Raw genomic sequence first — 26,998 nt, forward strand, 5'->3', positions numbered from 1 at the left:
CGGTTGATGTTCCACCAAAGGTCGTTGGCACCTTTGTGCCTTGAGAAAATCAAGCTGATTGACGTCTTTTTGAGGAGATGACAGCACTTCGCGCCATCCTGCTAAAGACAAAACTGGAAGAAACGCTTAAGTGGAATCTGCCGTGTTACAGCTATAAAGAAAGCAACGTAGTTATCATCCAACCCTTCAAAAATTGTTTAGGAATGATGTTCTTCAAAGGCACACTGCTCAAAGACCCCAAAGGAGTCTTAGTCGACAATGGACCAAACTCTCAGGCCGGGCGTCGATTCGAATTTGCCTCGGTACGCGATATTAATAAACTAACACCGACCATCAAAGCTTACATAAAAGAAGCTATCGCAATAGAAGACTCCGGCCAGACCGTGACGTTTAAGAAAAACCCCGAACCGGTGCCCGATGAGCTTAAGAAAATATTTGCGGCAAAACCCAGGGTAAAAAAAGCTTTTGGCTCACTCACCCCGGGACGCCAGAGAGCCTACATTCTCTATTTTTCCGGCGCCAAGCAATCTTCGACTCGTCAATCACGGATTGAAAAACACATCCCACGCATACTCGAAGGCAAAGGCATCAATGACCGCTAGATTTGTTTAGGACTTAGGTCCGGGTTTTGTAACTCTGTTTTTTGTTTTGTTGACCACTTGATACGAGGCGTTCTACGTAGTTAGCCCATGAAGACGCAACACCAGAGCTTGTTGTTGGCTTTCATCACGCTTGGTTTACTGGCTTGTGGCTCAGGGAAATCAGCAGCGGCACACTCCACACCACGAGCTTATGAAAAACCGGAAGCACGGCAAAACGAAACTGAACGCTCAGACAGTCAATCTCACACTCAAAACACCGACGATAACAACGCATATGATTCACTTAGCGAAGCTCTTCAAGCCAATACGCCGCATATACAAAACTGTTACGACCAACTCCTTCGGAATGCACCTGAGCTCGAAGGTCGAGTCGTCGTTCAATTTCGTTTGCTGAGTTCAGGCTACGTCGATCAGGCTTACATTCTTAACAACACCACTGAAAGCCCTGAACTGGCAGATTGCATCAAACATATCATCGCAAAACTTCAGATCAAAACACCACCGGCGAGCAGCGTTACCCTCCAACTACCCTTCGTCTTCGCTCCGCCCTAAACTTCCATGCCAAGTGAATTGAAACTTTGCCGCGAGTACAATCGCTATCATCTTCATCGCAGTTGTTAAAGCGGTTTGAGACTAGTGGACAGTTTTCTTTTTCGATCAGAGCACTAGTAGCTATCGCTACAGTCTGAGCTTGCTAACTCGAAAGCGTGGATGTTGATGCCTGTAGTGCAGTCATCAAAGCAATTATCCATTTCGTACACACACGCATCGAGCAAACCTTCTTCACTAGCGTTAATATGGAAAGAGACGTCATCAACGTTTTCAATGCTAGAAATGTATTTGTCTTCACATGTAACTAGCAACTCGTCGTAGGTGGATACATCCGAAGCAAAAACATCATCGTGACTTCCGAGCAAACTGCTATCTTCTTCCCAATTTGTGACAAGTTCTTCTGAACCATCAATTTGGCGTAGTGTTTCCTTGTATATACGAGCCACTACTGCATGATTTTGGACTTGGATTTCGGTGTAGTAGCACGAGCCAGTGAACGAGCACCGCGACGTTACGTAGCAATAATCTGCACGACTTTCTTCTGTTCTTTCGTCCCAGTTACTTTGAATTTCAGCTAGATCATCAAGTGCCGCTTGAGTTTTAGGATCGATATCATGGGTATCAACGTCATCATTGCTGCACGCAATTAACACGCACATCGCCATCGCAAAGTAGACTCTGTTAAAATTCATCGCGGCCTCCTCAGTTTTAGAAGTCATGTCTTACGCAAAAGACATGCCAACACACTACAGCCCATTTTCCAGTGCAAAGAGCTCCTGCTTACGTCATCGTGTGCCACTCTGCGCCAGGAGCGTGGACTCACTTTCCTTTCTGCCTCATCCGGAGACAGCAGACCTCAGCACTGTGAGTTTTTGGGTCTTGTAAGCAGCCCATACGACATAAATTACCAAAATTATTGAATAATAATGAACGGCTTCTGGCGCCGTTCTGAAATACCAAGCGGCACGGTTTTTGCTCTATTTTAGCGTCAACGTGCAAAACAAGCAAAACGGCACTGTACGAAGCTCCCACAGATGGTCTTACCGAGCGCTCGCTTTAGTTCTATGTGGAACGCTTTTGGGCTGTAATGTGCGTACCGAACAAAACCTCGACTCACAGGGCGGCGCGAATACAATCGCCGCACCTATTGCCTTTGAGATAGTTGGTTCGAGCGCAGCACTTTCTCTTGGTGGCTTGGCAGCTGTAGGTGGTAGTTTGATTTTGGGGCTTGGTCTAGCAATGCTTCTAAGCACTCAACAGCATGAAGCCGAAGTACGCACGCAATTCGCCAAGCCTTTGAAGACTGGATCGCGGCTGGAGCAAGCTCCGAAGAAGACTGGGTAGCCTCAGCATTCGCGCAGATTTATGATAGTGCTTCGTTCGTCGATCAACAGGATTTTGCCGTTGCCGAGTTCAACGCCCTGTTCGTAAACAAAGTAATGCCTGGTATCCTCCATGATCTAAGCACGCCAGGCTCAGATGTGTGGCAGGGCGCAATCACTCTTCCGAAGCTGCAAGGTTTTCATGATCTGATCTTACACCTACTTCCTCATCCGTTTGAGGACTCGAACTGGGTCAGCCCTTTCCATGGAGAGAGTTCTGCAGACCTTCAAGACTGGCTGACGATGCAACTGGACTCACTGGCCATGGGCAGAGTTTACCTATCCGCCGAGTGGAACGATGCTCCTAGTATTGCCGAACAACTTACCTCGCGCGCAGAAGTTGCAAAAGAGTTTATAGGCACGCTCGTGTTTCTTCACACCGCCCTCGGCAATCTTGAAATCCCGGCTGACGGCGAACGACTCATCAAAGAAGCCGAACGAATTCTGCAAGATCTCGAGAACGCGGAGTCTCTCGATGAGGCACAGCTTCTTTACGCTTTAATCATCTTGCTAACCTTAATTGCAGAGTTGCTCAAACACAGGTTTGGCGGGGGCAGCACATACATAAATGACGCCAGTGCTGCCAACTATATCGGACAGCTCGCCATGGAGTTACAGCAGATATTGACTGCATACCTCGAGCGATTCAGCGAATTTCTCTCCGTCGAGATTAGGCAAACGCTTTGCTCATTTTTCTTTGGTGATATCGTGGAAAATCTAATAGAGCAGGACTCCGATTTATCCGAAGATCTTTTGGGAGATTTGAGCAAGTTCATGTTAAACTTATGTCCTTCCGACTCAAGCTAGCAGCTCACTTCATCACGACCTATCTCTATGGAATAAGCTGAAACTTTTGCCATCGGCTATCCGCAGCTGCAGCGTTTTTTACGAGATGGCTTGACTTATGGGCACCTTATTTCCGACACTCGGGCGGCGGGATGCTCTCGTCTCCTGCACCGAATGCACTTACTGGGGAGTTTACATGCATAACAAGTTGTTCTTTTGTTCCAACACTTTGGTGACGATGATTGCTGTTCTTTTCATTGCGAGTTGTGCGGCGCAAAGCGCATCCGATGATCTGGGCGAATCGTTGACGGAAGAGCAGCAGGCTTTTGTGGCCAACTATATGGGAAACCAGTACGGCGCAACCTTTGATGGGGATCCTCGGGTAGAAGCCTTGCAACACGCCCTCACTTCGGCAACTGGTTTAGAGCTTGGTGAATGGAAAGGGGTTATCCCCTTTAAAATGGCTCACAAGTGGCTTGGCAAATGAACTACGATGATACGCGATTCGTTAGCCTTGCTGCGCTTCGCAGTAACAGTGGACAAACACACGTTTTCGGTGCGACTGGCGATGAGCAGAACACGCAGCTGATTGGTTTTGCGCCGGATGGCACTCTTCACTGGGTGGCTTCCGATGCTAGCGATTTGAACGAACTTGAATCTAGTCTGATGTCCCCTGATGAACTCGACCTTCCGATGGCACAGGTCTGTCGCGAATGTGTGCAAGAATTTCGAACCTATCAATTCATAACAATGCTTGTTGCATTCGCCGCCATCATTATCGGCCTGGTGGTTGTTAGAAGAGCCGGCGGATGGCAAGGCAAAGCCGTTGGCCTTGGAATCGTCGCTTTGGCCATTGCAACCTTTGTATCCTCCATGCGTGCTTGGATCGTCGCCGGCAATCCGGAAAAATCAAACGCGTCCATCGATATTCCACGCATCGAAACAAGCGTTGGAGACGACGGGTGGCTGATCCAATGGTTTGGTCAGGCTGGGCAGTTGCTTGTTGATCTTCTTAGCGGAGTCACCAACGCCTTCATCGGCGCCATCAATCTTTTTGATAGACTCTATTGGTCTGCTTGGGATGGCTACGGCGGATACCCGGTGTGCACAGATGCCTGTCAATAGATTCCGGGCCAGGGAGTGTTCTCTTTTATTTGAGCAAAGCTTCATTTAAAGGTTGATCGTAAACGAGAAGATCTTTAACGGTAACGCTTCCCTCAGAGGTTACAGAAACCTGCAGTAGAGCCTCATCGGTGCGGGCAGCTTTGATAAAGATTCTTTCGAGTTCTGATGCGTGGGCCCCGGGAATATAGAATCGCTGAAGCTTTTCGAGTTGCTCATCACGGATGCTTGCGTCGCAACGACGGGTAGCTTCGCAGCGATCGAAGTGCACGCGCGGGGGCTTTCGCTCCCAGGTTTCAGTGAGACATAAACAACAATCTGCAAGATCATCGCAGCTACGGGCGCCGCCATCCCAATCGTAGCCAACAACGTAGTGGATGTAGTGTCCTTTGAGAAGGTCGCGCGGATCGTAGCCTTTTAGGCTAAAGTACCACAGCGTTCCACGTTCGAGATTATACTGAGAGAAAGCAATGCTTCCAACGATCAGGACCAACGGCAGGGCAAGCGCGACGAGTATCCCGGTCTTGTTTGTTGATGGTGTCATACTTCGTCCGCCATTTGTTCAAAATGATCCATGACTCTGGGCGATTTGCGATACCAAAGCCATGCCACCAGTACAGTCAACATGCCACCTGTGATCAAACCCAAGCCGGTACTCAGCATCGAGCCAAAGACCTCGAAGTAGATCAGAACGATGCGCAGTCCCAGATAAGCTGTGACGAAACCAAAAAACCGAGACCACTGCAGGCGTAGTGCCGCCCATCCGAGAACGCACATGAAAGCAAGATTGCTCAACGCACCAACAAGCTCTATCGCCTCGTGGGTGAACAGAAAAGGAAGCACGGTCACTGCAAACACAGATAGCAACACTGTCCGAAGTGCACTAATGCTACTCGGCGATAAGTTCGGATACATTCGGGGCAGAGCCACAGCCGCTCCAATGCTTGGCGCAACCGCGAGCAGCGCCGAGAAGACAATCGTTTCATCTCCAGAAATATCTGCGTACCACGCGAACTGAGCGGCGAATCCCATGGCGACAAGGAACGCCCATGCCAGCGTTACGAACACAAAGCGAAAACGTGGCCGCTTCATTTTTATGGGAGCTATTTCGGAGAGCAACAAGAAAAGGAATGGCGCAAAATATGTGGCGAAAAAAGGAACATCCGGTGACAAACCGACCTTGTGTGCCTCGATCCAGCTTGTGAGCTGCACTACACAAGCGCCATAGGTGACTGCAAGGCCCAAGCCCCAAACCCAAGCGAGAAAGGTCGTTGAACCCAACAACACAACTGGCGCGGTGGCCATAGTCCACGCCAGAAGCAAACGGTACAGAGGCGGATCCCAATGGTAAATTTGCCCTACCAAGGCCATCGATGTGAGCGTAAAAAGATAATACACAAGGATTAACGCGTCGCGTTGCCAAATCTGCTTTGCTTTGTGCAGCCGCCAAATACCCCATGCGATAGCAACTCCCACTAAGAGGTCAACGAAAATTTTAGCGAGGTCACTGATGTCCTGCCAGTTCGCCGCAACCGTGGAAATTAATCCCACCCCAATCGTAAACGCACCAAGCCCGCCAAGAGCGTACACCAACCGAGGTCCATTGGATCGCGACTCGAAGGCCGTGATGTTCGCTAGGGTATCCTCATCGATCAACCCAGCATCTTTCCATGTCCGGAGCTTTGTTTTTAACGACACGATGTTAGCGGAGTAGCCTGATTCTCCAACAGCGCCAATGCGACCGCCTCACGAAACAGAGTTTTCTCAGCTCTTCTTTGAGAGCACATTGCAGGCGCATGCAACCATTGAAAATCGATGACTCAGTTGAGCCTCGTTCACTGTTCGTGGCAATCTAGCGATACACAGGGCTTCGTGAGCATGAGTTAGATAGCCACATGGTTTCAAACGATTAGCACGCATGGGTGCTTGTTCTAGCTTTACTGAGCATGTAAAAGTTTGTTGAAACTGCATTGGCTTTAATATACACTCGGCACATGCCTTGGAAATTGGTAGCGCTTATTTTCGAGCTTTGCCTACTAATGAACTGTGGCCGTGTCGGCTACGATCAGATCGCTAACTCTCAGGACGGCGGAGACGCAGATGCGCCGGTGTCATTGGACGCTGGAACCGATGGCAATGATTCACTTGATTCGGCACAAGCCCCAACCTGCTCCGATGGCGTTCAAAACCAAGATGAGACGGACGTCGATTGCGGCGGTAGCACTTGCGCTGCTTGTGCGGCGGGCCAAAGCTGCAACCAAAGTAGCGATTGTTTTTCTAACGCTTGCGCCACAACCTGTGCCGCGACCGTTGGAATAACCGAAAGTTTACGTCCTCCTGACCCGACTATATCCTATCAGTATTTTGGTGATTCCATGGACCTTTCTGCCAATCGCATGATCATCGGGGCCACCGAATTTTATCCATTTTCGCCGGGGACGGGACATGCGTACGTCTACGAACGCCAAGGCAACGGAAGCTGGCTTTTGGAAGATACGCTAAGCGCTTCGGACGGCGCCTTGGGCGATGCCTTTGGCGCCAGTGTCACCATCGACGGTGACTATGCTGTTGTTGGCGCGCCAAACGTCGACGGTGGGGGCTTTTCCGATATCGGTGCTGCTTATATTTATGAGCGACAGGGCAATGGAAGCTGGCTTGAAGTGACCAAGTTGACACAGACCCCAGCTGATTACACCTATTTTGGCGGCGCTGTTGAGATGGATGGCGACCTCGCCTACATCACTCGCTATCGAGGTTCGGTTGGCGGAGGAAACTTCAGCGGTGGTATTTACGTCTACCGCCGAACCGGCCCCGGAAGCTGGTCATCCGAAGATACCTTGGGCTACAATCCACGGAAATCTCCGGCGGAGATTATTTGGGCTATTCGATTGCCATCGACGGCGATTGGTTGATTGCAGGCGCGCCTGGTCGCTCTGATGGGTCTGCGACTTCGGGTGCGGTTTATCTTTATCGATGGAACGGCAGCTCGTGGGACTTTTTCAATCGTTATTTCGGATCGCTTAGCAACAGCGATAACCACGAGTTTGGATCGTCGGTGTCTATCCAAGGCACGCGCTTTGTGGTAGGCGATGTTGGCCCGAATAACTCCGCTGGCTATGCTTACATCTTCGATTGGAACGGATCAACCTGGCAAGAGACCGCCGCATTACAGCCTTCGGATGGAAGCAACGACGATGAGTTTGGAAAAGACGTCAAACTCTATGGGGACTTCGCCATCATCGGCGCACCTTATAACACGACTAACACGGGTGGTTTGGGCGCGGGATACCTCTACGTTCGTCAGCCAAACAACAATTGGGCGTTGGCGATCAAATACGAAGCAAGCGATTACTATGGCGCCGATGCCCTCGGCTATACGGTGTACATCGACAGCAGCCAAGTTTACCTGTTCGCCAATTGGAAATTTAACACGGCAAGCTACGATGACGTGGGAGCCCTTTACATCGTTGATCTCCCTTAATAGTTTGTATTCGAGGGGACACTCTCCGCGACGCTTTGTCGCTTGAATGCATTAAAGCGTGGGTGTATGTCCATGTGCAAGGAGTCAGTATGACAGATAAAGTAACCTTCTATTATAATCCGATGTCACGCGGTCGCATTGCCCATTGGATGCTCGAAGAAGTTGGCGCCGAGTACGAGATTAAATTGTTGAAGTGGGAAACGGGCGATCATAAGTCGGCGGATTATTTAAAAATCAATCCCATGGGAAAAGTCCCTGCGATTGTTCATAAGAAGGTTGTCGTGACAGAGACTTCTGCTATCTGTGCCTATTTAGCCGACGCTTTCCCTCAGGCAAACTTAGCACATGATGTGAGGGATCCGCGTCGTGGCGCCTACTACCGCTGGCTCTTTTTTACGGCTTCATGCATGGAGCCGGCCATGCTTGATAAAACAAATCCGCGTATGGATAGTCCAAAGCCAAGCCATCTAGGGTACGGTAGCTATAGCGACGTGGTTTCTAATCTTGAACAGGCAGTCTCGAATGGTTTTCTCTTGGAGGAGCAATTCAGCGCCGCGGACCTATTTCTCGCTTCCAATCTGGAATGGTATATTTTCACCAAAGCTCTAGAGGCTAAGCCGGTCTTTACCAAATACATTGCGCGATGCCAGGACCGTCCCGGATACAAACGTTACATCCAAAGGCTGGTCCAATCGGCTAGTGCTCTGATTGGAAAGTATTGAGCCGAGATCGTAAAGTGAAGGGGTGAGATGCTAGGAAGCAAAGCGCGGTAATATCGCGAATATTTCAAGGTTTTCTGACGCTGCAGCTCGCGCCTTCACTGCGGCGAGAGGGATCAATACTTTTCGATCGGAGCACTAGTTTGGGCATCCGAAATAAAATAGAATTTGATCATTGTGGAGGCTCGGCTTATGCCTGCGCGCATGGCGGACGATCAACACGGGCAATTAGTATTGGTGCAAGTAACCGGGCGTGATCACGTCGGTATTACAGCAGCTCTAAGTCAAACCGTGGCAACGGCAGGCGCCGAGTTGATCGACATCGAGCAAGTGGTGGTGCAGGGCCATCTAACCCTTTGTTTGTTAATTCGTGTAGATGGAACGCCAGCAAAAGGCGAGCCTGTGCTTAAGGATCTGCTCTTCACCGCAAAACAGATGGGCCTTGAGCTGCAGTTTGATTTGCTTGAGCAGCAAGAAGAAGGCACTGGACAAGATTTTTTTGCAGTAACTGCAATTGGTGATGCGCTCGGAGCTTCGCAGGTCGCGGAACTTACCAAAGCGCTCGCTTCACACCGTGCCAACATCGTAGCGATACGACGTTTGAGTGAAGGTGTTTTGTCTTCATTGGAAGTGATCATCGCCCTACCCGAAGGCAGCGAAGAAGCGCTGCGAACAACACTGATTGAACAGAGCGACAAACACCATTTTGACGTGGCTCTTCAGCGTGACAATCTTACCAGACGCTCGAAGCGCCTTATCGTCATGGACATGGATTCCACGCTTATTCAAATCGAAGTCATCGATGAGTTGGCCAAGCTTGCTGGCGTCGGTGACAGTGTTGTCGCGGTGACCAAAGAAGCCATGGAAGGAAAGCTGGACTTCGAAGCCTCGCTTCGCAAACGTGTATCGTTACTCAAGGGCTTGGACTATGCCCAGGTCGTCCAACTAAGCCGAAACTTGCCTTTGACGGAAGGTGCGCCTGAGTTGTTGCGGGTCTTAAAAACGCTCGGTTATAAAACCGCAGTAATCTCCGGAGGCTTTATGTGTGCGGCCGAAGCACTGCAAGCCACGCTTCGGCTTGATTATGCTTACGCGAACCGCTTGGAAGTTCGCGATGGAAAGCTGACCGGCGCTCTAGAAGGCGAGATCGTTACACCGCAGCGCAAAGCCGAGTTACTAAGCACCATTGCCCAACACGAAAGCATTGCTGCTGAACAAACAATTGCTATCGGCGATGGCGCCAACGATTTATTGATGCTCTCTCGTGCAGGGCTAGGCATCGCATTTCACGCGAAAAAGCGACTGCGCGATGCGGCAGACACCGCTTTGAGTCGAGGCGGCCTCGATCGCATCTTGTATCTTCTTGGACTTCACGCACGCGACGTCCAACACCTCATGAAGGCTCCCTAGACGCATGTTTTACGTTGGTCGACCGTTGCTTGCACAGCCTAACAACAGCGTGAGCTTTATCCGCAGCTACCATTTAATGGTAGCTTGTAGTTGTCGGCGCCATCTAAATCGCAAACCAGTTTCCAAGTGAGCACTCCACGACATGGATCGCATGCACAAACATAGTGACCGTCGAGTCCTGCAAGCGAGTCTCCCGTTGGCGCGTGGTGCAAATCGTAATTTTCCGAGGTTGAGCCTGGACAAAGCCAACCATTGCACAGCTGTCCTGAGCTAGCAGGAACCCATCCATCTGCTGTTTGTTTACAAGGACCAAAATCCTGGCCAAATTCATCCCCCTGAGTAAACAGGCCATCTTCGCACACAAACGACAGACCGGTAGTATGACTATTGTGCGTTGGGCAACTCAAGTTTCCAGACGGAGGCGGCGTCGAAGCATGCAGGGGCTCAACGAACGAATCATCCGGCGAGTTTGAAGATGTGTTATCAACATCAGTATCGTCAACGAGGACGAGATCTGGGTCATCGCTTTCATTGATGAGGGAAACATCCGGCGGGTTAGTTTCTCCATCGCTAAAATTGGTAGAATTTACCGCGATGAACTTCCACCAATTCTCGTTTTTCGTCCGAGGAAGCTTCGCAAACCGCCATTTGTGGTACTCTGATTCTACACAACCCCAGCCATCGTCATGATCGCAATCAAACTGGGTTGTGGGAAATGACTGATCAGGTACAGGTCCAAAAGCATGACACGTTGAAGAGACCTCTAAGGGACTATTGTAGTTATATTCTTCTCCCGCTGCTGAATTTGGTGGATGGTGAGTGTCACCACACCCTGCGATACCGTTGGAAGAGGTACCTAGGTATTTTGAAAATTTTTCATAATTACCTTTTGGAAGTTTGCCTGCCTCTTCAACGTGTTTGAGCGTGTCATCCACACGGTGTCCATAGTCGTGCAGCATCTCCGCAACATGCCGTTCATAACTAAAACCCATGAGAACAAAGCGCCGAGAGCAGGAACGGCGCGAAACCGAGACAGTGGGTCCATTTATCCAAAAAGAATCCCGTCCTACCATGCTGCTTTCGAAAAAACCAAAGCCAGGTGCGCCTAAAAGCAGGACTTCATCCACTTCCCGCTGAGCAACTCTGTTACAAAGATCGTGATCACGTACTATCTTCTCGTAATCCGCATTCTTCGTATTATAGCAAGAACTGCCGTCATTCAGGCACTGCTCATATGACGTTTCATTAAATTGTTCTCCTATCATTGGAGGAAAAGCATCGACGTCTTTCCAGTCGACAATGTCATACGCAACTCCTCCACCAGAGGCTTGGTATAGTGCCTCGCTAAACCCGGTGACAAGTTCACGCGGATCTTGCCAAAAATGTTGTTCGCGTAGCGAACCGCCACTGACAATAGGATCATAGTTGATGACCAATACTTTCAGTCGTACCGACTGTTCTGCATACGGCAACCATGCTCCGAGCATGGCTCTCTTTGCACTCGCTTGATCGGAATCTGCAACTGGAACACAACCAGCCGTAAGAAAAGCATGGGAACAATAGATAAGAATAAAAAAGCAAAAGCTACGAAAAAATGGTTGCATACAAATCCCTTTTTTCACTACTGCAGCAATAAATGTGCCAATTAGCTCACACTGTCCCCCAATAGTTCGCCTGTAATCATTCTTGTTTTTATCAACAGAAAAACAGCAAGATGGCTAACTGGGTTGCCAATGAGGACTTTCGACCTCAACGTTGACAGGCAAGGTTCGACTCGCCATGAGTATCTGCACCCATGGGATTGCCTTTCCGCCAACAGACTATTGCCTAACCTTATCGGATCGAATTTTTCCACAGCCTTGACACACATACCAACTGGTTGGTATGTGTGTCATATGGGTAGGCCTTCCAAAAGAGACGAGCAACTACCAAAGCGTGAGAAACTTCTTCTTGCGGCCTTCAAATTGATTCGTAGCCAAGGGTACTCAGCCACGAGCGTTGATGAGCTATGTAAGGAAGCAGGCGTGACAAAGGGCACTTTCTTTCACTACTTCAAGAGTAAAGATGCACTCGCTGTTGCTGCCGCCAATCACTGGTCTTTGGTCACCGGAAACTTCTTTGACTCCGCTGCTTATCACGACAGAAAGGATCCCTTGCAACGATTCATTGGCTACATCGATTTTAGAAAAGAGATTCTTCAAGGCACAGTTGCAGAGTTTACATGTCTAGTAGGCACAATGGTGCAAGAGACTTACGATGCACAGCCTGATATTCGAAAAGCATGCCGTGAGAGTATCTTTGCTCATGCACAAAAGCTGGAGGCTGATATACGCGAAGCGAAATCCCTCTACGCGAATAAGGGAAAGTGGTCTGCTGAAAGTCTAGCTCTTCATACTCAAGCAGTGATTCAGGGGGCGTTTATTTTAGCCAAAGCGAGCGGCAGTGCCGATATTGCAGCACAGAGTCTTGATCATCTCAAAAACTACGTCCAGCTATTATTTAGTGGTGGTGAAGCAAGCAAAAGGAGAGAAAAGCAATGAATAGAAATTCAGTTGCATGGTTTGAGATTTACGTAACAGATATTGAACGCGCAAAGCGTTTCTATGAATCTGTTTTCCAAAGAAAACTAGAAAAGCTGGGCCCGGATGACTCGGACTTTGAAATGTGGTCGTTTCCGGGGAGTCCGGAGCAATATGGGGCGTCTGGAGCTTTGTGCAAAATGAAAGGTTTTGAGCCTGGCAACAACAGCGTACTTGTCTACTTTTCTTGCGAGGACTGCGCCGTTGAAGAAAAACGCGTGCAAGAATTTGGCGGACGAGTTCAAAAAGAAAAAATGTCCATCGGCGAGTACGGCTTTATTTCACTGGTGTTCGACACCGAAGGCAACATGTTTGGGCTTCACTCCATGAAATAAGGATGAGATCTCAAAACTACCAGTAGCAAAACGATGTATCGGAAGCATTTTCACAAAATAATTTAAAGGAGAGTCAAGTGACAACTACAAACACCATTCAACTTCATCGCGTGCTCAGGGCACCCACTGAAAAAGTTTACCGCGCATTTCTAGAGCCAGACGCTCTAACGCGCTGGATTCCGCCCTATGGCTTTACGGCAAAAGTGCATGAAATGGATGTCCGCGTAGGCGGCCACTATAAAATGTCATTTACTAACTTTGGCACGGGAAGCGAGCATTCGTTTGGAGGCAGGTACACCGAGCTAAGACCCAATGAATTGATTAGATACACTGACCAATTCGATGACCCCAATTTGCCCGGAGAAATGCAGGTAACTATCGCGCTTAAAAAAGTTTTGTGCGGTACCGAGCTAAGAATTACGCAAGAAGGAGTCCCCGCAGTTATCCCTGCTGAAATGTGCTACCTCGGTTGGCAAGAATCACTTAGCATGCTTGCCCATCTCGTGGAGCCAGAAATTCCGGATCAAGGATAGAATCCGTGTTTTTGAACGGCGGTGTAGTTGGCGCTTCGCTTGTTGCTACTCGTACAACTTTGGGGTGGCTATGCGGTATTGCGGACCATGGTAGGCTGAATGATTTCGATCTATCATCGTTGCCATGAAGGCTATTGTTGTCATCCTGATTCTTTGCACTTTTTGCCTGGATTGTTCCGATGAAACGACTATCTCGGATGCCGCTTCTATCGAGTTTTCCGATCCACAATCTGATTTCGTAAGCAGCGAGGTTCGTGATGTTGATGGACAAATTGTTGAATTCGATGCCAATACAGATGAACTGATTTGGCTTTCGACAGGACAGCGTTTTTCGGGTTGGCCGGTCGACAAAAACCAGATCGCAGAGCAGTTTTTGGTTCGTTTTGGCACCGAAGACGGAGAGCGACGTGCTTATTTTACTGAGATAAGCCCACCCACGATTTGCAACATTGAAGTCAATAACGGTAGCTTGAGCATCTCGTCGACTTCGGTGACCGTGCCTGTATTATAGGAAGATAGCGGGGTGATTCATCACAGCACACAGCCGGCCAAATTGGATCTAGTCGTCAAGCGTTTTGATGGCTGTGGCTACCACTTTGCGAATGCACTTGTAGCAATCTTCAATGCCGAGAAAACCGCATCCAGATCGAGGCGCCTTCTTCACGCGTTCTAAGGCCGGCAATGCTTTTCTCTCGTCGGTCTCTACGATGCGTTCAATAGCTTGTCGCTGAAGACGACATTGTTTCGCGAGCTCAAACTCCGCAACGGCTAAGGCATAGGATGGAATCTCCTCTACGGGTTTGTGATCGAGCAACCAGCGCGCGGCCTGACGCCTTTGCACTTTTCGGCTGTGCGTCATCATGGTCTCAACATGTTGTTTTACCTCTTCAGGTACATGAGAAAAAGCATCCTTTATGTTGGACACAATCCCCGCATTAGCTACCTCCGTCTTGGTGTCGCTCGAGCTTGACCAAAGAATCATCGCCACGATGACTGCTGAAGCCAAAGCAAAAACAGCAAACCATCGTGACACGTAGGGCTGCAATCTGTCGGGCAGAACGCGAAAGCAGCGTTGCCCGAAAGCGCGTAGCAATGCAGCAAAGCCACGCGTGGTGTGTTCCACATACGAGCGAGCAGCGTGAGTAGCTGTAGAAAAGGAAGGTTGTTGAGGGATCTGCGATCCGAGCTCTCGCAATGTCTGACGAAGCTGTGTGGCTGATTCGGGTCGATCCTCGGGCTTGGGTTTAAGAAGCGCACCCACAATTTGATCAAGGCCCGCAACAGGAGCCGGCTGCCGTAGGGAAAGCAAGCCATTTAGCGATGGCGGTATATGCGTAAGTTGCTTTGTCACGATTTCGGTAAAGCTTTCTCCATCAAAAAGCCTTTGACCTGTTAACATTTCCCAGAGGATGACACCCAACGCATAAAGGTCAGCGCGCACATCAACCGCGCCACCCATAGCTTGCTCCGGTGCCATGTAGCCTGGTGTGCCAACCACCGTCCCCACACGCGTAAGTGATCTATCCAAAACAGCGCCCTGGGGCGCAGGCTGCCCCGTCGATTGGACTTGAGCAATTCCAAAATCAAGCACCATGACCCACCAACTGTCATCGTCACGCTTCTCGATCATGATGTTGTCGGGTTTAAGGTCGCGATGGACGATTCCTGCAGCGTGTGCAGAGATCATGGCATCTGCAACTTGAGCGGCAATATGACAAGCATCCCTCCAAGAAAAAGTTTCGTGTCGATCGAAAAGCTCTCCGAGACTGTGTCCTGTAACAAACTGCATGACGAGATAGGCGCCGCCTTCGGGTAGCGTTCCGTAGTCCAGGGCGCTTGCAATGTGAGGATGCTCTAACCTGGCACTGGCCATCGCCTCGCGGGCAAAGCGCGCCGTGATTTCATCGTTGCCAATGAATCCTGAAAGAATCGCTTTAAAGGCCACACGCTTGTGGAGTTTTAGGTGCTCGGCGACAAACACCTTTCCCATGCCGCCCTCGCCCAGCACTTCTAGGATGCGATACCGTTCATCAATCACTCTCCCGATCCAAGAACCTTCCTTTGCTTCGCTGACCGAAACAGCAAGCTGGGTTTGCCCTTCCGGGTCTGCAGCGTGCGAGGCAGAGACCTGCATCGGAGCAAAGGCAGCCGTGGGTTGCCGAACATGCCTGCCGCTGTCCTTGCCCACCTCGCTGCTTTCATTGCCATGACCGCTATCTTTAGAAGCATGAGACATCTGTGCCCAGGATACCTAAATCACGCTTTCATGCCTAACATGTAACCTTTGGCACGACTTGAGACCGCCACAAAAATCGCTCAGCCACAGCATTTTTTCAGCTTTTCACGCTCATTGTCGCAGGTCATGGGAGCCCTTGAAAGGGCTTTTAGATCCCTGCCCTGCGGGTAACGACACAATTTGGCACAGCTTTGCGTGCTCAAAACAGAATCATAACAGTAAAGAACCAATGGCACGGTTGTTGCTGTAACTGCACTGAACTTTCAAAATAAGGAATATCAATGAATCGACATAGAAAACGTGCTCCGTGGGTTATTGTAGCAGCTTCTGCGCTTAGCTTATCTTCTGCAGCTTGTGATGACGAGAGCCCTCGCTTCTGTGATCCCTGTCAGTCCCAGTGCGACAGCGGCACCTGCAACCCTCCGCCGCCCTACGAGGATGCGGGAAACGATGGAAATACACCAGATGGTGGCAATGGCGGCGATGGCGGCTGACGCCCAAGCACACGCTGATCTTGATCTTCAACGCGTTCAAAAGGAGTGGTCGGCACGCGTCACTGCCGAGTACCGATCAGCCGCACTTAGCGCGCAAAGCTTGCATTGGCTCATTCAACTTGGCCTAAGCCCTGATACCATTGACCTAGGGCACCGGATTGTTCGTGATGAACTCGATCACGCGGCTGACTCGTTTGACGTGTTTCAAGCTGCTGGCGGAAAGCAACGCTCCGTGCTGGACCCGCATACGCTTCACTTTAAACAAGCCGGCAAGCAGCCCTTGCCGTTTCAGGTTTTGGATGTCGCCGCTTCGGTATTCTGCTGTGGCGAGACCGTGGCCGTGCCACTTTTCCAAGCCATGCTCAAACAAACGACCGCAAAAGACGCTAGAGCAGCTTTAAAAAGGATTGTAAAAGATGAAGCCGTGCATAGCGCCTTTGGATGGAGCCTGCTGGACGAATTATTGGAACTTCTAAAAGATCAAGGACGAGATTTTTAAGATCACGACTTGAGGGCTATTATAGCAATCTTTCTAACGACTACTCTCACAGTCTTCTCGAAACGACAGCTTTGGAAAAGAGTTGGGGCCTACTCGACGGAGCCGAATACCGGCGCATCACTGAGGAGTGCATCGCAAAAGTGATTCGACCACGATTCGAAAACAAACTTCATCGCCGGTGGATCTCAATTCAACCGCTATCTATCGATAAAGAGACCGAGCAACTTATTGGTGCCTTAACTCACGGGCCCTGACATGTCGTTCTTGCACCCACTCGACCACTGCTTGAGTTCAGCAAACCCTATAAACTCAAAAATGTCCCTTGATTTTTGACGCTTTCGAATTGCCATACCCACAATATATTCTACACTAGGAGTACTAGCTCTTCGTTGCGGGATTTTTCATGAGACTTACTATGCGGCTTACTTTTCTTCACTTTGTTCTAGCCTTCTTTTTGTTTGCTTGTGGTTCAAGTAACCATGCTCTAACCGAAGACGCTGGCGTCGATGGCGAGATCGACGCTGCCGCGCTGCTCAGCGACGGCGGAAAGGAAGGCGAGACGCTACCGGATTGGGAAGAAGGCGCTTGTCGCCTCGAGCCCGCCGCTGAGCCTTTTGCAAACCCCTCGACTGAGTTGCATTGGGATGCAAGCGCATTGCCTTTTCCAGAGTTTAAGCATGCCATCATGTCTCCTGTCGTAGTTGATTTTGTACCTGAGGCCGAAGGCGATGCCATTCCCGAAATCGTTTTTATCAGTTACCAAAACTATCCTGAAACAGGCGTTCTACGCGTGGTCAGCGGACGAAGCCCCTACACCAATCTCCTCACCTTTGCTGGCGATGGCAGCGCACCGATCGTTGCTCCAAGTACCGATACCACAGGCAAAACACCTGCCTTGCGTTTTGACGGACATGTCGCGGCCGGTGATCTGAACGGCGACGGTTATCCTGAGATCGTAGCCACTAAACAAAACGGTGGCGTGGTGGCGTTTACCCGAAACTCCGATGGAAGTTTTTCGGAACTGTGGAGTAAAAATGGCAGCGACTGGCCGGGAGTCTCAAGCGCCACCGGGGAAACGCAGCCCAACGGATCTCCTGCCATCGCAAACTTGGATGGAACAGGCTCCCCAGAAGTAATTATTGGACGTCTGGTACTCAACGGCAACGACGGTTCACTGCGTTGGATCGGAACAGGCGGAGCCAAAGGGATCAACAGCCAGGGCCCTTTGAGTTGCGTGGCAGATTTGGATGAAGACGGGTCCATGGAAGTCATCGCTGGAGCCACAGTGTTCGACAAAGATGGAAATATCGTGTGGCAAAACAAAGACGGGTCCAATAATCCTGAAGAAGGGTTTTGCGCTATTGCAGACGTTGTCTCAAACAGCGATGGAAGTGCTGGCCAAGACGGCTTGCCCGAAGTGATCCGCGTTTCCAAAGGAAAGGTGTATTTTCACGAGACACGCATCAATGGCAACGAAGGTAATGTTGTTTGGTCTATAGAGATTCCGAAGTGCGATACCGAAAACAACATCACTTGCACGAGCAATTGCGCAAGCAAAAACTCTGGAGGCGCGCCGACTGTGGCTGATTTCGATGGCGACGGCAAAGCCGAGGTTGGTGTCGCTGGAGGCAGCTGCTATGTCGTGTTTGATCCAGACTGCAAAGGAGCAAATGTCGAAGGATGTGTAGAAGACGGCATTCGTTGGGTACACAGCACCGAAGACGATTCTTCCAATGTCACTTCCTCCACCGTTTTTGATTTCAACGGTGATGGCAGCGCCGAAGTTGTCTACAATGACGAACAACGCTTTTTGGTTTTCGATGGAAAAACCGGAGCCGAAGTATTTTCCGATTGGAACCCTTCAAGAACTCGCACCGAGCAACCCATCGTCGCTGACGTTGACAATGACGGCAATGCTGAAATCGTTTTTGTCAGTAATACTGAAGCAAACTTTGCTGGCGATGGAATCCCTGGAAATGTAAGCGCAGAAGAACGCATCCCCGGCGTCGAAATCTGGTCAAGCGCTGATGATTCCTGGGTCCGTGCAAGGCCACTGTGGAACCAACACACTTACCATATTAGTAACGTCAACGACGACATGACGATTCCAACCGAAGAGATAGCCAGTTGGAAAACGCACAACACTTATCGTCTCAACGCTGCGGTGGGAGATTCTTTGGCGGCGCCTGATTTAGGCACGGATGCTGGCGCCGTTGTGTGTGAAGACTTTACGATGAAGCTTTGCATTCAGCTCTACAATTCGGGTGACGTAGAAGTTGGCGCAGGGATTGAAGTTGAATTTCACCGCGACAGTGCCGATGGCGAATTGCTCGCAAGCACAGCAAGCTCTCGAAACATCCCCCCAGGGGAATACGGCGAAGTCGTGTGTGGCGAGTGGGATCCAGCCAGCTCTGAAGTCGGCCCCGTGGATATTGTCGCGTTAATCGATCCTGGGGCAAAAGAACGTGAATGCGTCGAAGATAACAACTCACTAAGCTTTTCTGTCATTCCCTGTAGTTTTGATTCGGTGTTCTAGCCGAAACGATCAACTACTGTTATAATTTCTTCCGATAATTCATGAGTGCACAGTGCTTTAGGAGGTATCTATGTCCAATGCTTGTTTGCTACTCGCCGAAGGTTTTGAAGAAATTGAAGCAATCACCGTGCTCGATGTCCTACGGCGCGCCAATATCGACATCGCGGCTGTCGGTGTTGACAGCGAATCAGTGCTTGGAGCGCACGGAATCAAAGTGCAAACTGATCTGACCATGCCGCAAGCCGTTGATCGCAATTGGGACGTCGTTATTTTACCGGGCGGATTGCCTGGTGCACAAAAGCTCACGCAAAGCAAAGAAGTACAAAAGTTAATCAAAAAGCAACATCAGCAAAGCAAAAACATCGCTGCGATTTGTGCAGCTCCAATGGCGCTCGCCAAAGCTGGCGTCCTTACCGGCAAACAAGCTACATGCTATCCCGGGTTTGAATCCTACCTGAAAGAGGGTAACGCTACATTCCACAAGCAAGATGTCGTGGTCGATGGCACGATTACCACGAGCCGCGGCCCAGGCACCGCCCTAGCCTTTGCCCTTGAACTTGTCGCTCAACTCAAAGGGAAGAACATCGCCGATGAGCTTGCCAAAGCGACCTTGAGCACATAGCGACAACTCTACGAAAACCATGTTCTGACTCTTTTACGTACCACGAGTCGTTATTTTCGGCTGCTCCGTAAAGGATGGACTTTATCCTTCGCACTCGCATGGTACAAAACTTTTCAGAACTTGCTCCTTCATGGACCCACTGCACATCAATACATGAGGGCGGGTATGGTGCACTGTCGGTATGTTGAGTAAATCGACAGCGCGTTATGTTTGAGTACAATAGTGAGTTCGAGTATCTCAAGCGTGGAGGGCAGAACAATGGGGCAGAGCATGCGAATCTTAGTAGCAGTATGGGTTATCTTTTTGTTAACACAATGCAGTAGTGATAAAAAAAGCGGCATTGATCCAAACGATCAAAACAATACAACCGATATTCCTAGTGACGTAGCATCCGCCTATCCAGTGGGCCTCGCGATTAGCTCGCCGCTCCAAGTTGCAAGCACTCAAGCGCCTGCACTTCCTCAACAATTACAAAACGCGTCCCCTGTTGCTGCAGCGCGTAGTTTTCTTAGCGGTGATTGGCTTAGCAGTCACGAAATGGCCACCACCGAAATCAACGAAGTGCTCAATGGCCAAGTCTCGGTATTTGATGGCAATGATTTTTTTGTAAACGCCGGACGGGCCAATTGTTATGGACCAACGGTAAAGTACAGTTCGCATCCCGATGAAATGGGCGGAGGCGGAGGCAGTGCCGATGGCCAGCTTCCCGGTGGCGATGTCGGCATTTGGCTTGAAAGCGAAAGCAGCGGTGAAGCATGTGCCGCAGCAGAGCTTAATAGTCTGCTAAGTGGCCTAAGCAGCCAAGGTCTTGCCGCCCTCAAGGCCCTCGCCGCACTTGCCTATGTTGCTTTCAATGAAAACGGTGCGCTACCCGCGGCCGGTGACAGTGCCGACCTTACTGCAGCGATGAACGCGGCGGGGCTAAGCGATACAACTTTCATTCATGCGAATTTGGGCCAACCGGAAACAGACACCTGGAGTTACGAGCTTGAGTTTGACTTGACTCGGAACAGCGACACTCATCGTGTTTATGTAAACCTCGAGCACCATGCATTGGGCACGGACAACTACGATGGTAAAGTCTTTTATCGTATAGGTGGAAGTAGCAGTGACTTTCCTGGCGGCAACTGCGCAGCTTCGAGTCGTACCCTAAACGGAAGCCTTTGGTATGAACTTGCTTCGGCTAATGATCTAAAAGTGCAGTCACGTACAGCCACTTATTGTGGAGAAAACATCGATGGCCGCGTTGTGGATAGCAGCACAGGTGATTATGGCCAACTCGACCCAAACAAGCGCATTCCAGACGACAGCGAAGGCTGGAGTGAGAACTTCAACCTCTTTGTCGGCAACTTTGATCCCAGCAACTCCTCCGGGACTTACACCTTTGCGTGGCAAGCCGGCGCAGGAGACAGCAACACGCGCGTCTTTCAAATTGGCATCAACGATTTTGAAGCGCCCGATGGCGAAGCCTACTTTGCTTACGGTGCTCCCATGCACCAATTCACAGGTGAAATCCTCGGCATGATTTGCAACTGGGCAGGTCCGGGCTCCAATCACAGCTTGCAAGACTATGCACAGCGCCAGTTTGTTGAATTCGATGCCGCCGCAGGTATCTTTGTGCAGCCTGAAGGCGGATCCGATATTCTCTATGCGCCAACCAATAGTTGTTCCTATGACGGTAATGGCAACTTCCTATACGACACCAACGCTGATGGCTCGCTCGATGATGAAACCCACGCCGCAGTCACGGCGGATTTGTTTACGCCAGGTTCCGGCCAAAGCATCACCGAAGCCATCGCCGCCCGCGGCTACGATTTACCCCAAGCCCCCGGAGGCTGGCCTGCGCCCTAAAGGGGTCATTCACCAAGAAGTTAACTTCTTGCCTCAGAATATATCTATTTAATAGGGACAAAATCACAAGGAAAGTGACCCCCCGTTACAGAAAAACATGGCCTTAGCAGGAGGTTTTGTACGCAGCGAGCGCTTAGAGTTGCGCCGGAAGGTCGACTTCGATGCCCCAGGCCCGACAAGTGGAGCCCGACGGATCCATCCTCGAGCAGGCCTCCAGCCAAAACTCATAGGGGAAAAGTTCCAACGCAAAAAAAGCTACACAGGAAGTACGTTCAATAAAAACACGAAACCCCCTCAGAGCGGCAATCGCCAGCGCGCTCACGCCCAGAATAGGAGTGAGCAAATCCCAATCAATGACAATCCAATAGTGCCCGGGCCAGCCTACGGCGAAACCGTTGTCCGGCAATTCATCGATGCCGCTGCGATCGATTGACTCAAGACCGTTATCGGTCCCCGTGCCATACACCTCATCTGTATTTGGAAGACTATTTGAGTCCCTAACTTCCAAGCCATCAAGACCCGAACTTGCTAACTGATAACTGGCGTCGCTCGATGATACAACGACCGTTGCCTTGCCGGGCTCAGTTTCCATCACAGGCGATCCTGGAGGACAGGGGCCGCAGATATGTACGTCAAGAAAATCGTGCCAGACTTTCCCGTCCGCTCGATCGGGTGCCACCATTTGCGCAAATGACACAGAACTCTCTGCGCCACTATAGAGACTTTCTTTTGTCCTCAGCCACGTTTCATACTGACGTGTCATATCAAAGTTTGTCCCTATCTCAAACTCTGCGTAGATGCACATCGTGCCATAGCAACCGGTGAACTGATGCATCGCACCAGGGCTGTTGTTGTTGCTATGAGCGTCAACAAACTCCCCCTAACGATCCCGCCGCGGCTGATATCATAGTATGATTTTTCACAGGCAAGCATAAGTTCACGCTGCGCTAGTTCATCAGAAGCCAAGGCGGGATTGTTCTCGGCACAGTTGCTTATGACTTGTGTGCACGCTTGCTATGTATCACGCCTGCTATTTATTTATGCAGACGCTTCACTTGACACTGTATCGTCGCTTGCAACGGAACACCCTGTTGTGATCAGGATAACTCCCACTACGAGTTGCTTGTATGGATGTAGGCTTAGGTCAGAGATTGGGTTTCCTTGTATAAATGCTTGCTAGTATCCTTGCAAATTTCAGGCCGAATAAATCTGTGAACTTCAAAAATGATTTCATTGCGATTTAGCTCATAGGGGCCATCAAACCCTATCTTGAAGAACTCCAGACCGTGATCTTGGAGCGCTGTGATTTCAAATCGCTACAAAACGACTAGTGGTTAAAATTGGCATCCCTTTGAAGCGAGCGCTGAAACACCTGCTGACTGCAAAAGCAGTTGATAGGGTTGAAGCGTAAGCAAACGACCTGGAGCCTTATGCTACAAACACCGTTTTGATGTTGGTGAATTCGTGGATGCCGAACTCGGAGAGTTCGCGGCCGTGGCCGGAGTGTTTGATGCCACCGAAAGGGAGGCGTGAATCCGAGCGAACGAAAGTATTGACGAAACAACTGCCAGCCTGAAGGCTCTTTTTGGCAAGGCGTTCAGCTTTTTCGCTGTCTTTGGAGAAGATGGCTGCGCCAAGGCCGTAGTTTGTATCGTTGGCAATACGTAACGCATCGTCTTGATCTTGCGCTTCGATGATAGAGGCCACCGGACCAAAGAGTTCCTCATGATAAGCGGGCATACCAGTTCCAACATTACCAAGTACAGTCGGAGGAAACCATGCACCGGGTTTATCGGGCACTTCGCCACCCAAAAGCAGCTTTGCACCCTTTTTAATGCTGTCTTGAACCTGCGAGTAGAGTTCATCGCGCAAGTCCATGCGCGCCATGGGACCGATATCGGTGTCTTCATCGAGCGGGCTGCCCACTCGCACAGCTTGCATGTGTTTAAGAACTTGTGCTTGAAACTCTTCAAGCACCCTCTTTTCAACGATGAAACGTTTAGCGGCAATACAGCTTTGACCGGCATTGATGAATCTGCTTTTGACGCAAGTTTTTGAAGCAAGTTCAATGTCTGCATCGGCAAGTACAACGTAGGGGTCAGAGCCGCCCAGTTCAAGCACGCATTTTTTTAGTGCCGCACCAGCTCGTGCAGCAACCGCACGCCCTGCCCGCGTACTGCCTGTGAGCGTTACCGCAGCAACACTCGGCTCGTCAATCAGCGCTTCGGTATCCTCGTTGTTCAGATACACATTGCTAAGCACTTTTTTAGGAAAGCCCGCCTTAACAAAAGCATCTTCTATTGCCTCAGCACAACCTGGAACGTTCGAGGCATGTTTGAGTATCATCGCATTGCCCGCCATGAGCGCTGGAGCTGCGCAACGAAACACCTGCCAAAAGGGAAAATTCCATGGCATGATTGCAAGAATCACCCCCAGGGGCTCAAAGGCCACGTAGCTTTTTGTGGCATCGCTAGCAATGGGACGCTCGTTGAGCATCTGCTGGGCATTGGCAGCATAGTACTCGCAGCAGTTTGCGCATTTTTCGATTTCTGCGCGGCCCTCGACCACGGCTTTACCCATCTCGACCGCCATCAGTTCGGCATAATCATTCGCAGACGAGCGCAAGACCGTTGCAAGACTATCAAAGCATTCGGCGCGCACGTTCACACTTTTACTTGCCCAGTGTTGCGCACTCCTTGCACATTCATTCGCAATGTCACCTGCTTCTTTAAGCGACATGCTGCGTGCCTCACGAAGGGAGCGGCCATTTGAAGGGTTAATCAAGGCCATCGCGTATCCTCTCTTTATTTCAACAAGAACATACGCCTGTTCGAAACAATTGTCGAATACGACTTACTGCATACGCGCCTCGAGAAGAAACTTATTCAGTGGGAGGACCAACGGTTGGGACACACTGCAAAGTCACGTCGTGCGCGTGAGCGTTGGTTGTCGTCGAGCTTTTCGTGAGTGTGCCGTTTAATCTCAACGTTGCAATCTCGCCTGAAGTAAAGGTCACTGTATGCATATGGCCACTTCCCGTAAGCGAGTAAGGCCCAAGAGCGCCGTTTTCAAGATCACTTTCGGTAATCAGCAAAAAATGGGAATGCACAACAGTCTCCACCCCCACACTTAAGCTTTCATCGACGCCGCAGATTGCATTGTTGTTCGTGAGGCCCGAGTCAGTCGGCGTTAAACCATCTGTTGCAACATCTGCAGAACTGTCTTGACTCGTATTGCTATCCGGATCGCTACTCGTATCCGATCCGGCATCACTGGACGAACTCGCATCATCACACGCGGAAAGCGAAAGCAGGCCGCTTCCCAAACCAAGCAACACTGCTCCATCGCCAATAAACTCTCGCCTGTTTCGCTTCATGCCCAAGCCCTCCCCAAGTCATTAACTTGGCATCGAGCCAATGCAGTGTCAAATGAAGCAGGCTATAGCATTTTGTGTTGGTAGAGCGCGCCATCATGAAAATCATGTCTTCGGTAGTAGGGTCGTGTACCCACAGCCGAGATCACCGAGAGCGTTCGATAGCCTGCTTGCTTGGCCAGTTTTTCAGCCTCCAACAGCAACGTCCTGCCCACGCCACGATGTTGGCCCGAATGCTTTTGCTTTTGGCCCAATGCCATGGCCTGGCCATAAACATGCAACTCCCGAATCATGACAGAATTGGCAATTTCTGGCTCTAAACACGCCATGTTTGGCATAAAAATGCGTATAAATCCAACAACCCTGTCATTCCCGCATAGCGATTCAATGAAGTACTCCGTGCCTTCTTCAAGCAGATAGCAGCTATGCTTGATATGAAAATCAATTCCCAAAGCTGAACTTGCGCGAATCTCGCGCGCACGAATATCAAGCAAGGTTTTACCCAACTGGCGTGCTTTGGCTTCGGCTGCTTCGCGCAAATTGCTTTGCACGTTGCCAGTCACAATATCGCCTGCGGGAATATCGCGCACCACGCGACTCAAGCGACAATATCGTGGTGTATGCGTCAAAACATGAACCAACACGTCACACAACACCTCGGTCGAATAAGGTTGCCACCTTCCATCTTGATAGGCCTGCATAAGTTCGGTGTTCTCGATTAGACTGCAAGGATAGATTTTGAGTTCGTCCGGATAAAAAGCAGGGTCACTAAACAACCGCAAAAAATCTTGCTTGTCTTTTTCAGGATCGCTGCCAAACAGATTAGGCATCCAGTGCGCTTGAAGCTTAAAGCCATAGCGACGCACAAGCTTCGCGGCTTTGCGTGCTGCAGCTACATCGTGGCCGCGTTTGTTCAACGCCAAGACCTCGTCATCCAAGCTTTGCAAACCCAGCTGGATTTTGGTGCAGCCCAAACGACGCAGCTCGACTAACACATCCTCACTGATTTCATCGGGTCGAGTCTCAACGCTAAGGCCCACGCAGCGTGCCGAAGAGTTCTCGTTTTCGTTATGTGCTTTTTCGAGTTCAGTCCAAGAGCAATCTTCGTGTGAACTTCGATGGGCCGGGACCTCGGCGTTGTAGTTCGTTTTCTTCAAATCGATGCTGCGTGGCAGCCCGGAATTGTCAAAGGTGTTTTTTGCTAAAATGCTCGGCCGCTCATCGAGACCCGCTGCAAAATCGTTCATGGCATCGAAACAGCGCTTGATAAACCAACGACGGTAACTTTCCGGATAATGCGTCCAGGTCCCGCCGAGCACGATAAGCTCAACTTTGTCGGTGCCATGGCCAATGGCGCGGAACACATTAAGTCGACCCCAAGTCTGCAAATAGGGATCAAAGGCATTGTCCTCGGCCCGTTGCGCTCCAGGCTCGTCGCTAAGATAGCTTTTGGGCATACGCACATCGTTTGGACAAAAGATGCACTGCCCCGGACAAGGAAAGGGTTTGCAGAACACCGTGACGGGACTTACGCCACTTAGTGAACGCACCGGTCGCATGCGAAGGCGATGCAAAAACTCACGTTCGCTCACCTCAAAGGGATGCACGTTGCTTAGCGCACGGAAGCCTGCGATGATCTGACTGCGTGAGAAAAGGCCCTTTCCTGCCCGGGGATACCGCTTGAGGAGTCGCTGAATGAGCTTTGCTGAAAGCGGAGCCGCAGGATCGGGCAGAGCCAACATGCTCTGCTCAAGCTCGCGCAGCAGGGGCAAAAGCTCAACTTCATACGCTGTGATATCGAAATGACTTGCAGGCGGGCTTTTGCGCCTGGCAGGGGCTCGCTCGGCAAGACTCTGGTAACTTTCAATTGCTTTCATGGTACAAAC

At 50.3% G+C, this 26,998-nt stretch carries 29 protein-coding genes; 20 read left to right on the plus strand and 9 right to left on the minus strand.

Translation table 11 applies throughout. From position 1 onward, the window contains the following. Positions 1-77 precede the first annotated feature (77 nt). Both IPJ88_15450 and IPJ88_15455 read left to right on the plus strand, forming a co-directional pair. On the plus strand, positions 78-602 hold the full coding sequence (locus tag IPJ88_15450; protein QQR89571.1) for a YdeI/OmpD-associated family protein: 525 nt from the start codon (positions 78-80) through the stop codon (positions 600-602). Positions 603-689: 87 nt separating this feature from the next. After that, a complete protein-coding gene (locus tag IPJ88_15455) occupies positions 690-1,154 on the plus strand; it encodes an AgmX/PglI C-terminal domain-containing protein (protein QQR89572.1) in 465 nt (154 codons plus the stop codon). A gap of 113 nt (positions 1,155-1,267) precedes the next feature. On the opposite strand, the gene IPJ88_15460 is transcribed toward IPJ88_15455, so the two are convergent. Further along, positions 1,268-1,846 carry a hypothetical protein gene (locus IPJ88_15460; GenBank protein ID QQR89573.1) on the minus strand — a complete coding sequence of 193 codons (579 nt, stop codon included), beginning with the start codon at positions 1,844-1,846 and terminating at the stop codon, positions 1,268-1,270. 397 nt (positions 1,847-2,243) lie between these two features. Here IPJ88_15460 and IPJ88_15465 point away from each other — a divergent pair, with 397 nt between their 5' ends. The 4 genes from IPJ88_15465 to IPJ88_15480 all read left to right on the plus strand — a co-directional run bounded on the left by IPJ88_15465 (position 2,244) and on the right by IPJ88_15480 (position 4,447). Next, complete coding sequence (locus IPJ88_15465) at positions 2,244-2,498, plus strand: hypothetical protein (protein QQR89574.1); 255 nt, start codon at positions 2,244-2,246, stop codon at positions 2,496-2,498. Between the two features lie 95 nt (positions 2,499-2,593). Beyond that, on the plus strand, positions 2,594-3,343 hold the full coding sequence (locus IPJ88_15470; GenBank protein ID QQR89575.1) for a hypothetical protein: 750 nt from the start codon (positions 2,594-2,596) through the stop codon (positions 3,341-3,343). Positions 3,344-3,440: 97 nt separating this feature from the next. Further along, positions 3,441-3,809, plus strand: a complete 369-nt coding sequence (locus IPJ88_15475) for a hypothetical protein (protein QQR89576.1) — start codon at positions 3,441-3,443, stop codon at positions 3,807-3,809. Beyond that, positions 3,794-4,447 carry a hypothetical protein gene (locus tag IPJ88_15480; GenBank protein ID QQR89577.1) on the plus strand — a complete coding sequence of 218 codons (654 nt, stop codon included), beginning with the start codon at positions 3,794-3,796 and terminating at the stop codon, positions 4,445-4,447. Before IPJ88_15475 ends, IPJ88_15480 begins: the two co-directional genes overlap by 16 nt. A 25-nt stretch (positions 4,448-4,472) precedes the next feature. Here IPJ88_15480 and IPJ88_15485 read toward each other — a convergent pair whose 3' ends face one another. Together IPJ88_15485 and IPJ88_15490 are read right to left on the minus strand one after the other, a co-directional pair. Further along, positions 4,473-4,988, minus strand: coding sequence for a GDYXXLXY domain-containing protein (locus IPJ88_15485; protein QQR89578.1), 516 nt, complete (start codon positions 4,986-4,988; stop codon positions 4,473-4,475). After that, the gene (locus tag IPJ88_15490; GenBank protein ID QQR89579.1) at positions 4,985-6,142 is read right to left on the minus strand and encodes a DUF2157 domain-containing protein; all 1,158 of its coding nucleotides are present in this window, start codon (positions 6,140-6,142) and stop codon (positions 4,985-4,987) included. The genes IPJ88_15485 and IPJ88_15490 overlap by 4 nt, the downstream gene beginning before the upstream one ends. A gap of 296 nt (positions 6,143-6,438) precedes the next feature. On the opposite strand from IPJ88_15490, the gene IPJ88_15495 reads away from it, so the two are divergent. The 4 genes from IPJ88_15495 (at position 6,439) to serB (ending at position 10,054) form a co-directional block, all read left to right on the plus strand. After that, positions 6,439-7,356 carry an FG-GAP repeat protein gene (locus IPJ88_15495; GenBank protein QQR89580.1) on the plus strand — a complete coding sequence of 306 codons (918 nt, stop codon included), beginning with the start codon at positions 6,439-6,441 and terminating at the stop codon, positions 7,354-7,356. After that, entirely contained in the window at positions 7,320-7,925 is a 606-nt protein-coding gene (locus IPJ88_15500; protein QQR92058.1) for an FG-GAP repeat protein, read from the plus strand. The genes IPJ88_15495 and IPJ88_15500 overlap by 37 nt, the downstream gene beginning before the upstream one ends. 89 nt (positions 7,926-8,014) lie before the next feature. Then, positions 8,015-8,647, plus strand: coding sequence for a glutathione S-transferase (locus IPJ88_15505; protein ID QQR89581.1), 633 nt, complete (start codon positions 8,015-8,017; stop codon positions 8,645-8,647). A gap of 201 nt (positions 8,648-8,848) precedes the next feature. Continuing rightward, positions 8,849-10,054, plus strand: coding sequence for a phosphoserine phosphatase SerB (gene serB / locus IPJ88_15510; GenBank protein QQR92059.1), 1,206 nt, complete (start codon positions 8,849-8,851; stop codon positions 10,052-10,054). A 56-nt stretch (positions 10,055-10,110) separates the two neighbouring features. On the opposite strand, the gene IPJ88_15515 is transcribed toward serB, so the two are convergent. After that, a complete protein-coding gene (locus IPJ88_15515) occupies positions 10,111-11,658 on the minus strand; it encodes a hypothetical protein (GenBank protein ID QQR89582.1) in 1,548 nt (515 codons plus the stop codon). A 291-nt stretch (positions 11,659-11,949) separates the two neighbouring features. On the opposite strand from IPJ88_15515, the gene IPJ88_15520 reads away from it, so the two are divergent. The 4 genes from IPJ88_15520 (at position 11,950) to IPJ88_15535 (ending at position 14,012) form a co-directional block, all read left to right on the plus strand. After that, complete coding sequence (locus IPJ88_15520; GenBank protein ID QQR89583.1) at positions 11,950-12,594, plus strand: TetR/AcrR family transcriptional regulator; 645 nt, start codon at positions 11,950-11,952, stop codon at positions 12,592-12,594. Then, positions 12,591-12,968, plus strand: coding sequence for a VOC family protein (locus tag IPJ88_15525; protein ID QQR89584.1), 378 nt, complete (start codon positions 12,591-12,593; stop codon positions 12,966-12,968). Before IPJ88_15520 ends, IPJ88_15525 begins: the two co-directional genes overlap by 4 nt. A 77-nt stretch (positions 12,969-13,045) precedes the next feature. Beyond that, entirely contained in the window at positions 13,046-13,501 is a 456-nt protein-coding gene (locus IPJ88_15530; protein QQR89585.1) for an SRPBCC family protein, read from the plus strand. Between the two features lie 124 nt (positions 13,502-13,625). Then, complete coding sequence (locus IPJ88_15535; GenBank protein QQR89586.1) at positions 13,626-14,012, plus strand: hypothetical protein; 387 nt, start codon at positions 13,626-13,628, stop codon at positions 14,010-14,012. Positions 14,013-14,060: 48 nt separating this feature from the next. Here the strand turns inward: IPJ88_15535 and IPJ88_15540 are convergent, their stop codons facing one another. Continuing rightward, on the minus strand, positions 14,061-15,737 hold the full coding sequence (locus tag IPJ88_15540; GenBank protein QQR89587.1) for a serine/threonine protein kinase: 1,677 nt from the start codon (positions 15,735-15,737) through the stop codon (positions 14,061-14,063). 281 nt (positions 15,738-16,018) lie between these two features. Here IPJ88_15540 and IPJ88_15545 point away from each other — a divergent pair, with 281 nt between their 5' ends. The 6 genes from IPJ88_15545 (at position 16,019) to IPJ88_15570 (ending at position 21,739) form a co-directional block, all read left to right on the plus strand. Continuing rightward, positions 16,019-16,231 carry a hypothetical protein gene (locus tag IPJ88_15545; GenBank protein QQR89588.1) on the plus strand — a complete coding sequence of 71 codons (213 nt, stop codon included), beginning with the start codon at positions 16,019-16,021 and terminating at the stop codon, positions 16,229-16,231. Beyond that, positions 16,188-16,730, plus strand: coding sequence for a hypothetical protein (locus IPJ88_15550; GenBank protein ID QQR89589.1), 543 nt, complete (start codon positions 16,188-16,190; stop codon positions 16,728-16,730). Before IPJ88_15545 ends, IPJ88_15550 begins: the two co-directional genes overlap by 44 nt. A gap of 71 nt (positions 16,731-16,801) precedes the next feature. After that, positions 16,802-16,984: a hypothetical protein gene (locus IPJ88_15555; GenBank protein ID QQR89590.1), complete on the plus strand. Its 183-nt coding sequence runs from the start codon at positions 16,802-16,804 to the stop codon at positions 16,982-16,984. A 161-nt stretch (positions 16,985-17,145) separates the two neighbouring features. Further along, positions 17,146-19,266: a VCBS repeat-containing protein gene (locus tag IPJ88_15560; GenBank protein QQR89591.1), complete on the plus strand. Its 2,121-nt coding sequence runs from the start codon at positions 17,146-17,148 to the stop codon at positions 19,264-19,266. A 70-nt stretch (positions 19,267-19,336) separates the two neighbouring features. Then, positions 19,337-19,888 (plus strand): DJ-1/PfpI family protein, encoded by a 552-nt coding sequence (locus IPJ88_15565; protein QQR89592.1) that lies wholly within the window; start codon positions 19,337-19,339, stop codon positions 19,886-19,888. 258 nt (positions 19,889-20,146) lie between these two features. Continuing rightward, positions 20,147-21,739 (plus strand): hypothetical protein, encoded by a 1,593-nt coding sequence (locus IPJ88_15570; GenBank protein ID QQR89593.1) that lies wholly within the window; start codon positions 20,147-20,149, stop codon positions 21,737-21,739. 133 nt (positions 21,740-21,872) lie between these two features. On the opposite strand, the gene IPJ88_15575 is transcribed toward IPJ88_15570, so the two are convergent. The 4 genes from IPJ88_15575 to IPJ88_15590 form a co-directional block, all read right to left on the minus strand. Continuing rightward, positions 21,873-22,574, minus strand: a complete 702-nt coding sequence (locus IPJ88_15575) for a hypothetical protein (GenBank protein ID QQR89594.1) — start codon at positions 22,572-22,574, stop codon at positions 21,873-21,875. Positions 22,575-23,167: 593 nt separating this feature from the next. Beyond that, entirely contained in the window at positions 23,168-24,529 is a 1,362-nt protein-coding gene (locus IPJ88_15580; GenBank protein ID QQR89595.1) for an NAD-dependent succinate-semialdehyde dehydrogenase, read from the minus strand. Between the two features lie 91 nt (positions 24,530-24,620). Further along, positions 24,621-25,115, minus strand: a complete 495-nt coding sequence (locus IPJ88_15585) for a hypothetical protein (protein QQR89596.1) — start codon at positions 25,113-25,115, stop codon at positions 24,621-24,623. A gap of 62 nt (positions 25,116-25,177) precedes the next feature. Beyond that, positions 25,178-26,989, minus strand: coding sequence for a tRNA uridine(34) 5-carboxymethylaminomethyl modification radical SAM/GNAT enzyme Elp3 (locus IPJ88_15590; protein QQR89597.1), 1,812 nt, complete (start codon positions 26,987-26,989; stop codon positions 25,178-25,180). Positions 26,990-26,998 lie beyond the last annotated feature (9 nt).

Source organism: Myxococcales bacterium, from assembly GCA_016699535.1.
Lineage (GTDB): Bacteria > Myxococcota_A > Polyangia > Polyangiales.

What these genes read in the sequence shown, in the direction of transcription:
- IPJ88_15450 (QQR89571.1), top strand. Translation starts at nt 78, where the DNA reads ATGACAGCACTTCGCGCCATCCTGCTAAAGACAAAACTGGAAGAAACG.
- IPJ88_15455 (QQR89572.1), top strand. Translation starts at nt 690, where the DNA reads ATGAAGACGCAACACCAGAGCTTGTTGTTGGCTTTCATCACGCTTGGT.
- IPJ88_15460 (QQR89573.1), bottom strand. Translation starts at nt 1,846, where the DNA reads ATGAATTTTAACAGAGTCTACTTTGCGATGGCGATGTGCGTGTTAATT.
- IPJ88_15470 (QQR89575.1), top strand. Translation starts at nt 2,594, where the DNA reads ATGCCTGGTATCCTCCATGATCTAAGCACGCCAGGCTCAGATGTGTGG.
- IPJ88_15475 (QQR89576.1), top strand. Translation starts at nt 3,441, where the DNA reads ATGGGCACCTTATTTCCGACACTCGGGCGGCGGGATGCTCTCGTCTCC.
- IPJ88_15485 (QQR89578.1), bottom strand. Translation starts at nt 4,988, where the DNA reads ATGACACCATCAACAAACAAGACCGGGATACTCGTCGCGCTTGCCCTG.
- IPJ88_15495 (QQR89580.1), top strand. Translation starts at nt 6,439, where the DNA reads ATGCCTTGGAAATTGGTAGCGCTTATTTTCGAGCTTTGCCTACTAATG.
- IPJ88_15505 (QQR89581.1), top strand. Translation starts at nt 8,015, where the DNA reads ATGACAGATAAAGTAACCTTCTATTATAATCCGATGTCACGCGGTCGC.
- serB (QQR92059.1), top strand. Translation starts at nt 8,849, where the DNA reads ATGGCGGACGATCAACACGGGCAATTAGTATTGGTGCAAGTAACCGGG.
- IPJ88_15515 (QQR89582.1), bottom strand. Translation starts at nt 11,658, where the DNA reads ATGCAACCATTTTTTCGTAGCTTTTGCTTTTTTATTCTTATCTATTGT.
- IPJ88_15520 (QQR89583.1), top strand. Translation starts at nt 11,950, where the DNA reads ATGGGTAGGCCTTCCAAAAGAGACGAGCAACTACCAAAGCGTGAGAAA.
- IPJ88_15525 (QQR89584.1), top strand. Translation starts at nt 12,591, where the DNA reads ATGAATAGAAATTCAGTTGCATGGTTTGAGATTTACGTAACAGATATT.
- IPJ88_15535 (QQR89586.1), top strand. Translation starts at nt 13,626, where the DNA reads ATGAAGGCTATTGTTGTCATCCTGATTCTTTGCACTTTTTGCCTGGAT.
- IPJ88_15540 (QQR89587.1), bottom strand. Translation starts at nt 15,737, where the DNA reads ATGTCTCATGCTTCTAAAGATAGCGGTCATGGCAATGAAAGCAGCGAG.
- IPJ88_15545 (QQR89588.1), top strand. Translation starts at nt 16,019, where the DNA reads ATGAATCGACATAGAAAACGTGCTCCGTGGGTTATTGTAGCAGCTTCT.
- IPJ88_15550 (QQR89589.1), top strand. Translation starts at nt 16,188, where the DNA reads ATGGAAATACACCAGATGGTGGCAATGGCGGCGATGGCGGCTGACGCC.
- IPJ88_15560 (QQR89591.1), top strand. Translation starts at nt 17,146, where the DNA reads ATGCGGCTTACTTTTCTTCACTTTGTTCTAGCCTTCTTTTTGTTTGCT.
- IPJ88_15565 (QQR89592.1), top strand. Translation starts at nt 19,337, where the DNA reads ATGTCCAATGCTTGTTTGCTACTCGCCGAAGGTTTTGAAGAAATTGAA.
- IPJ88_15570 (QQR89593.1), top strand. Translation starts at nt 20,147, where the DNA reads ATGGGGCAGAGCATGCGAATCTTAGTAGCAGTATGGGTTATCTTTTTG.
- IPJ88_15575 (QQR89594.1), bottom strand. Translation starts at nt 22,574, where the DNA reads ATGCATCAGTTCACCGGTTGCTATGGCACGATGTGCATCTACGCAGAG.
- IPJ88_15580 (QQR89595.1), bottom strand. Translation starts at nt 24,529, where the DNA reads ATGGCCTTGATTAACCCTTCAAATGGCCGCTCCCTTCGTGAGGCACGC.
- IPJ88_15585 (QQR89596.1), bottom strand. Translation starts at nt 25,115, where the DNA reads ATGAAGCGAAACAGGCGAGAGTTTATTGGCGATGGAGCAGTGTTGCTT.
- IPJ88_15590 (QQR89597.1), bottom strand. Translation starts at nt 26,989, where the DNA reads ATGAAAGCAATTGAAAGTTACCAGAGTCTTGCCGAGCGAGCCCCTGCC.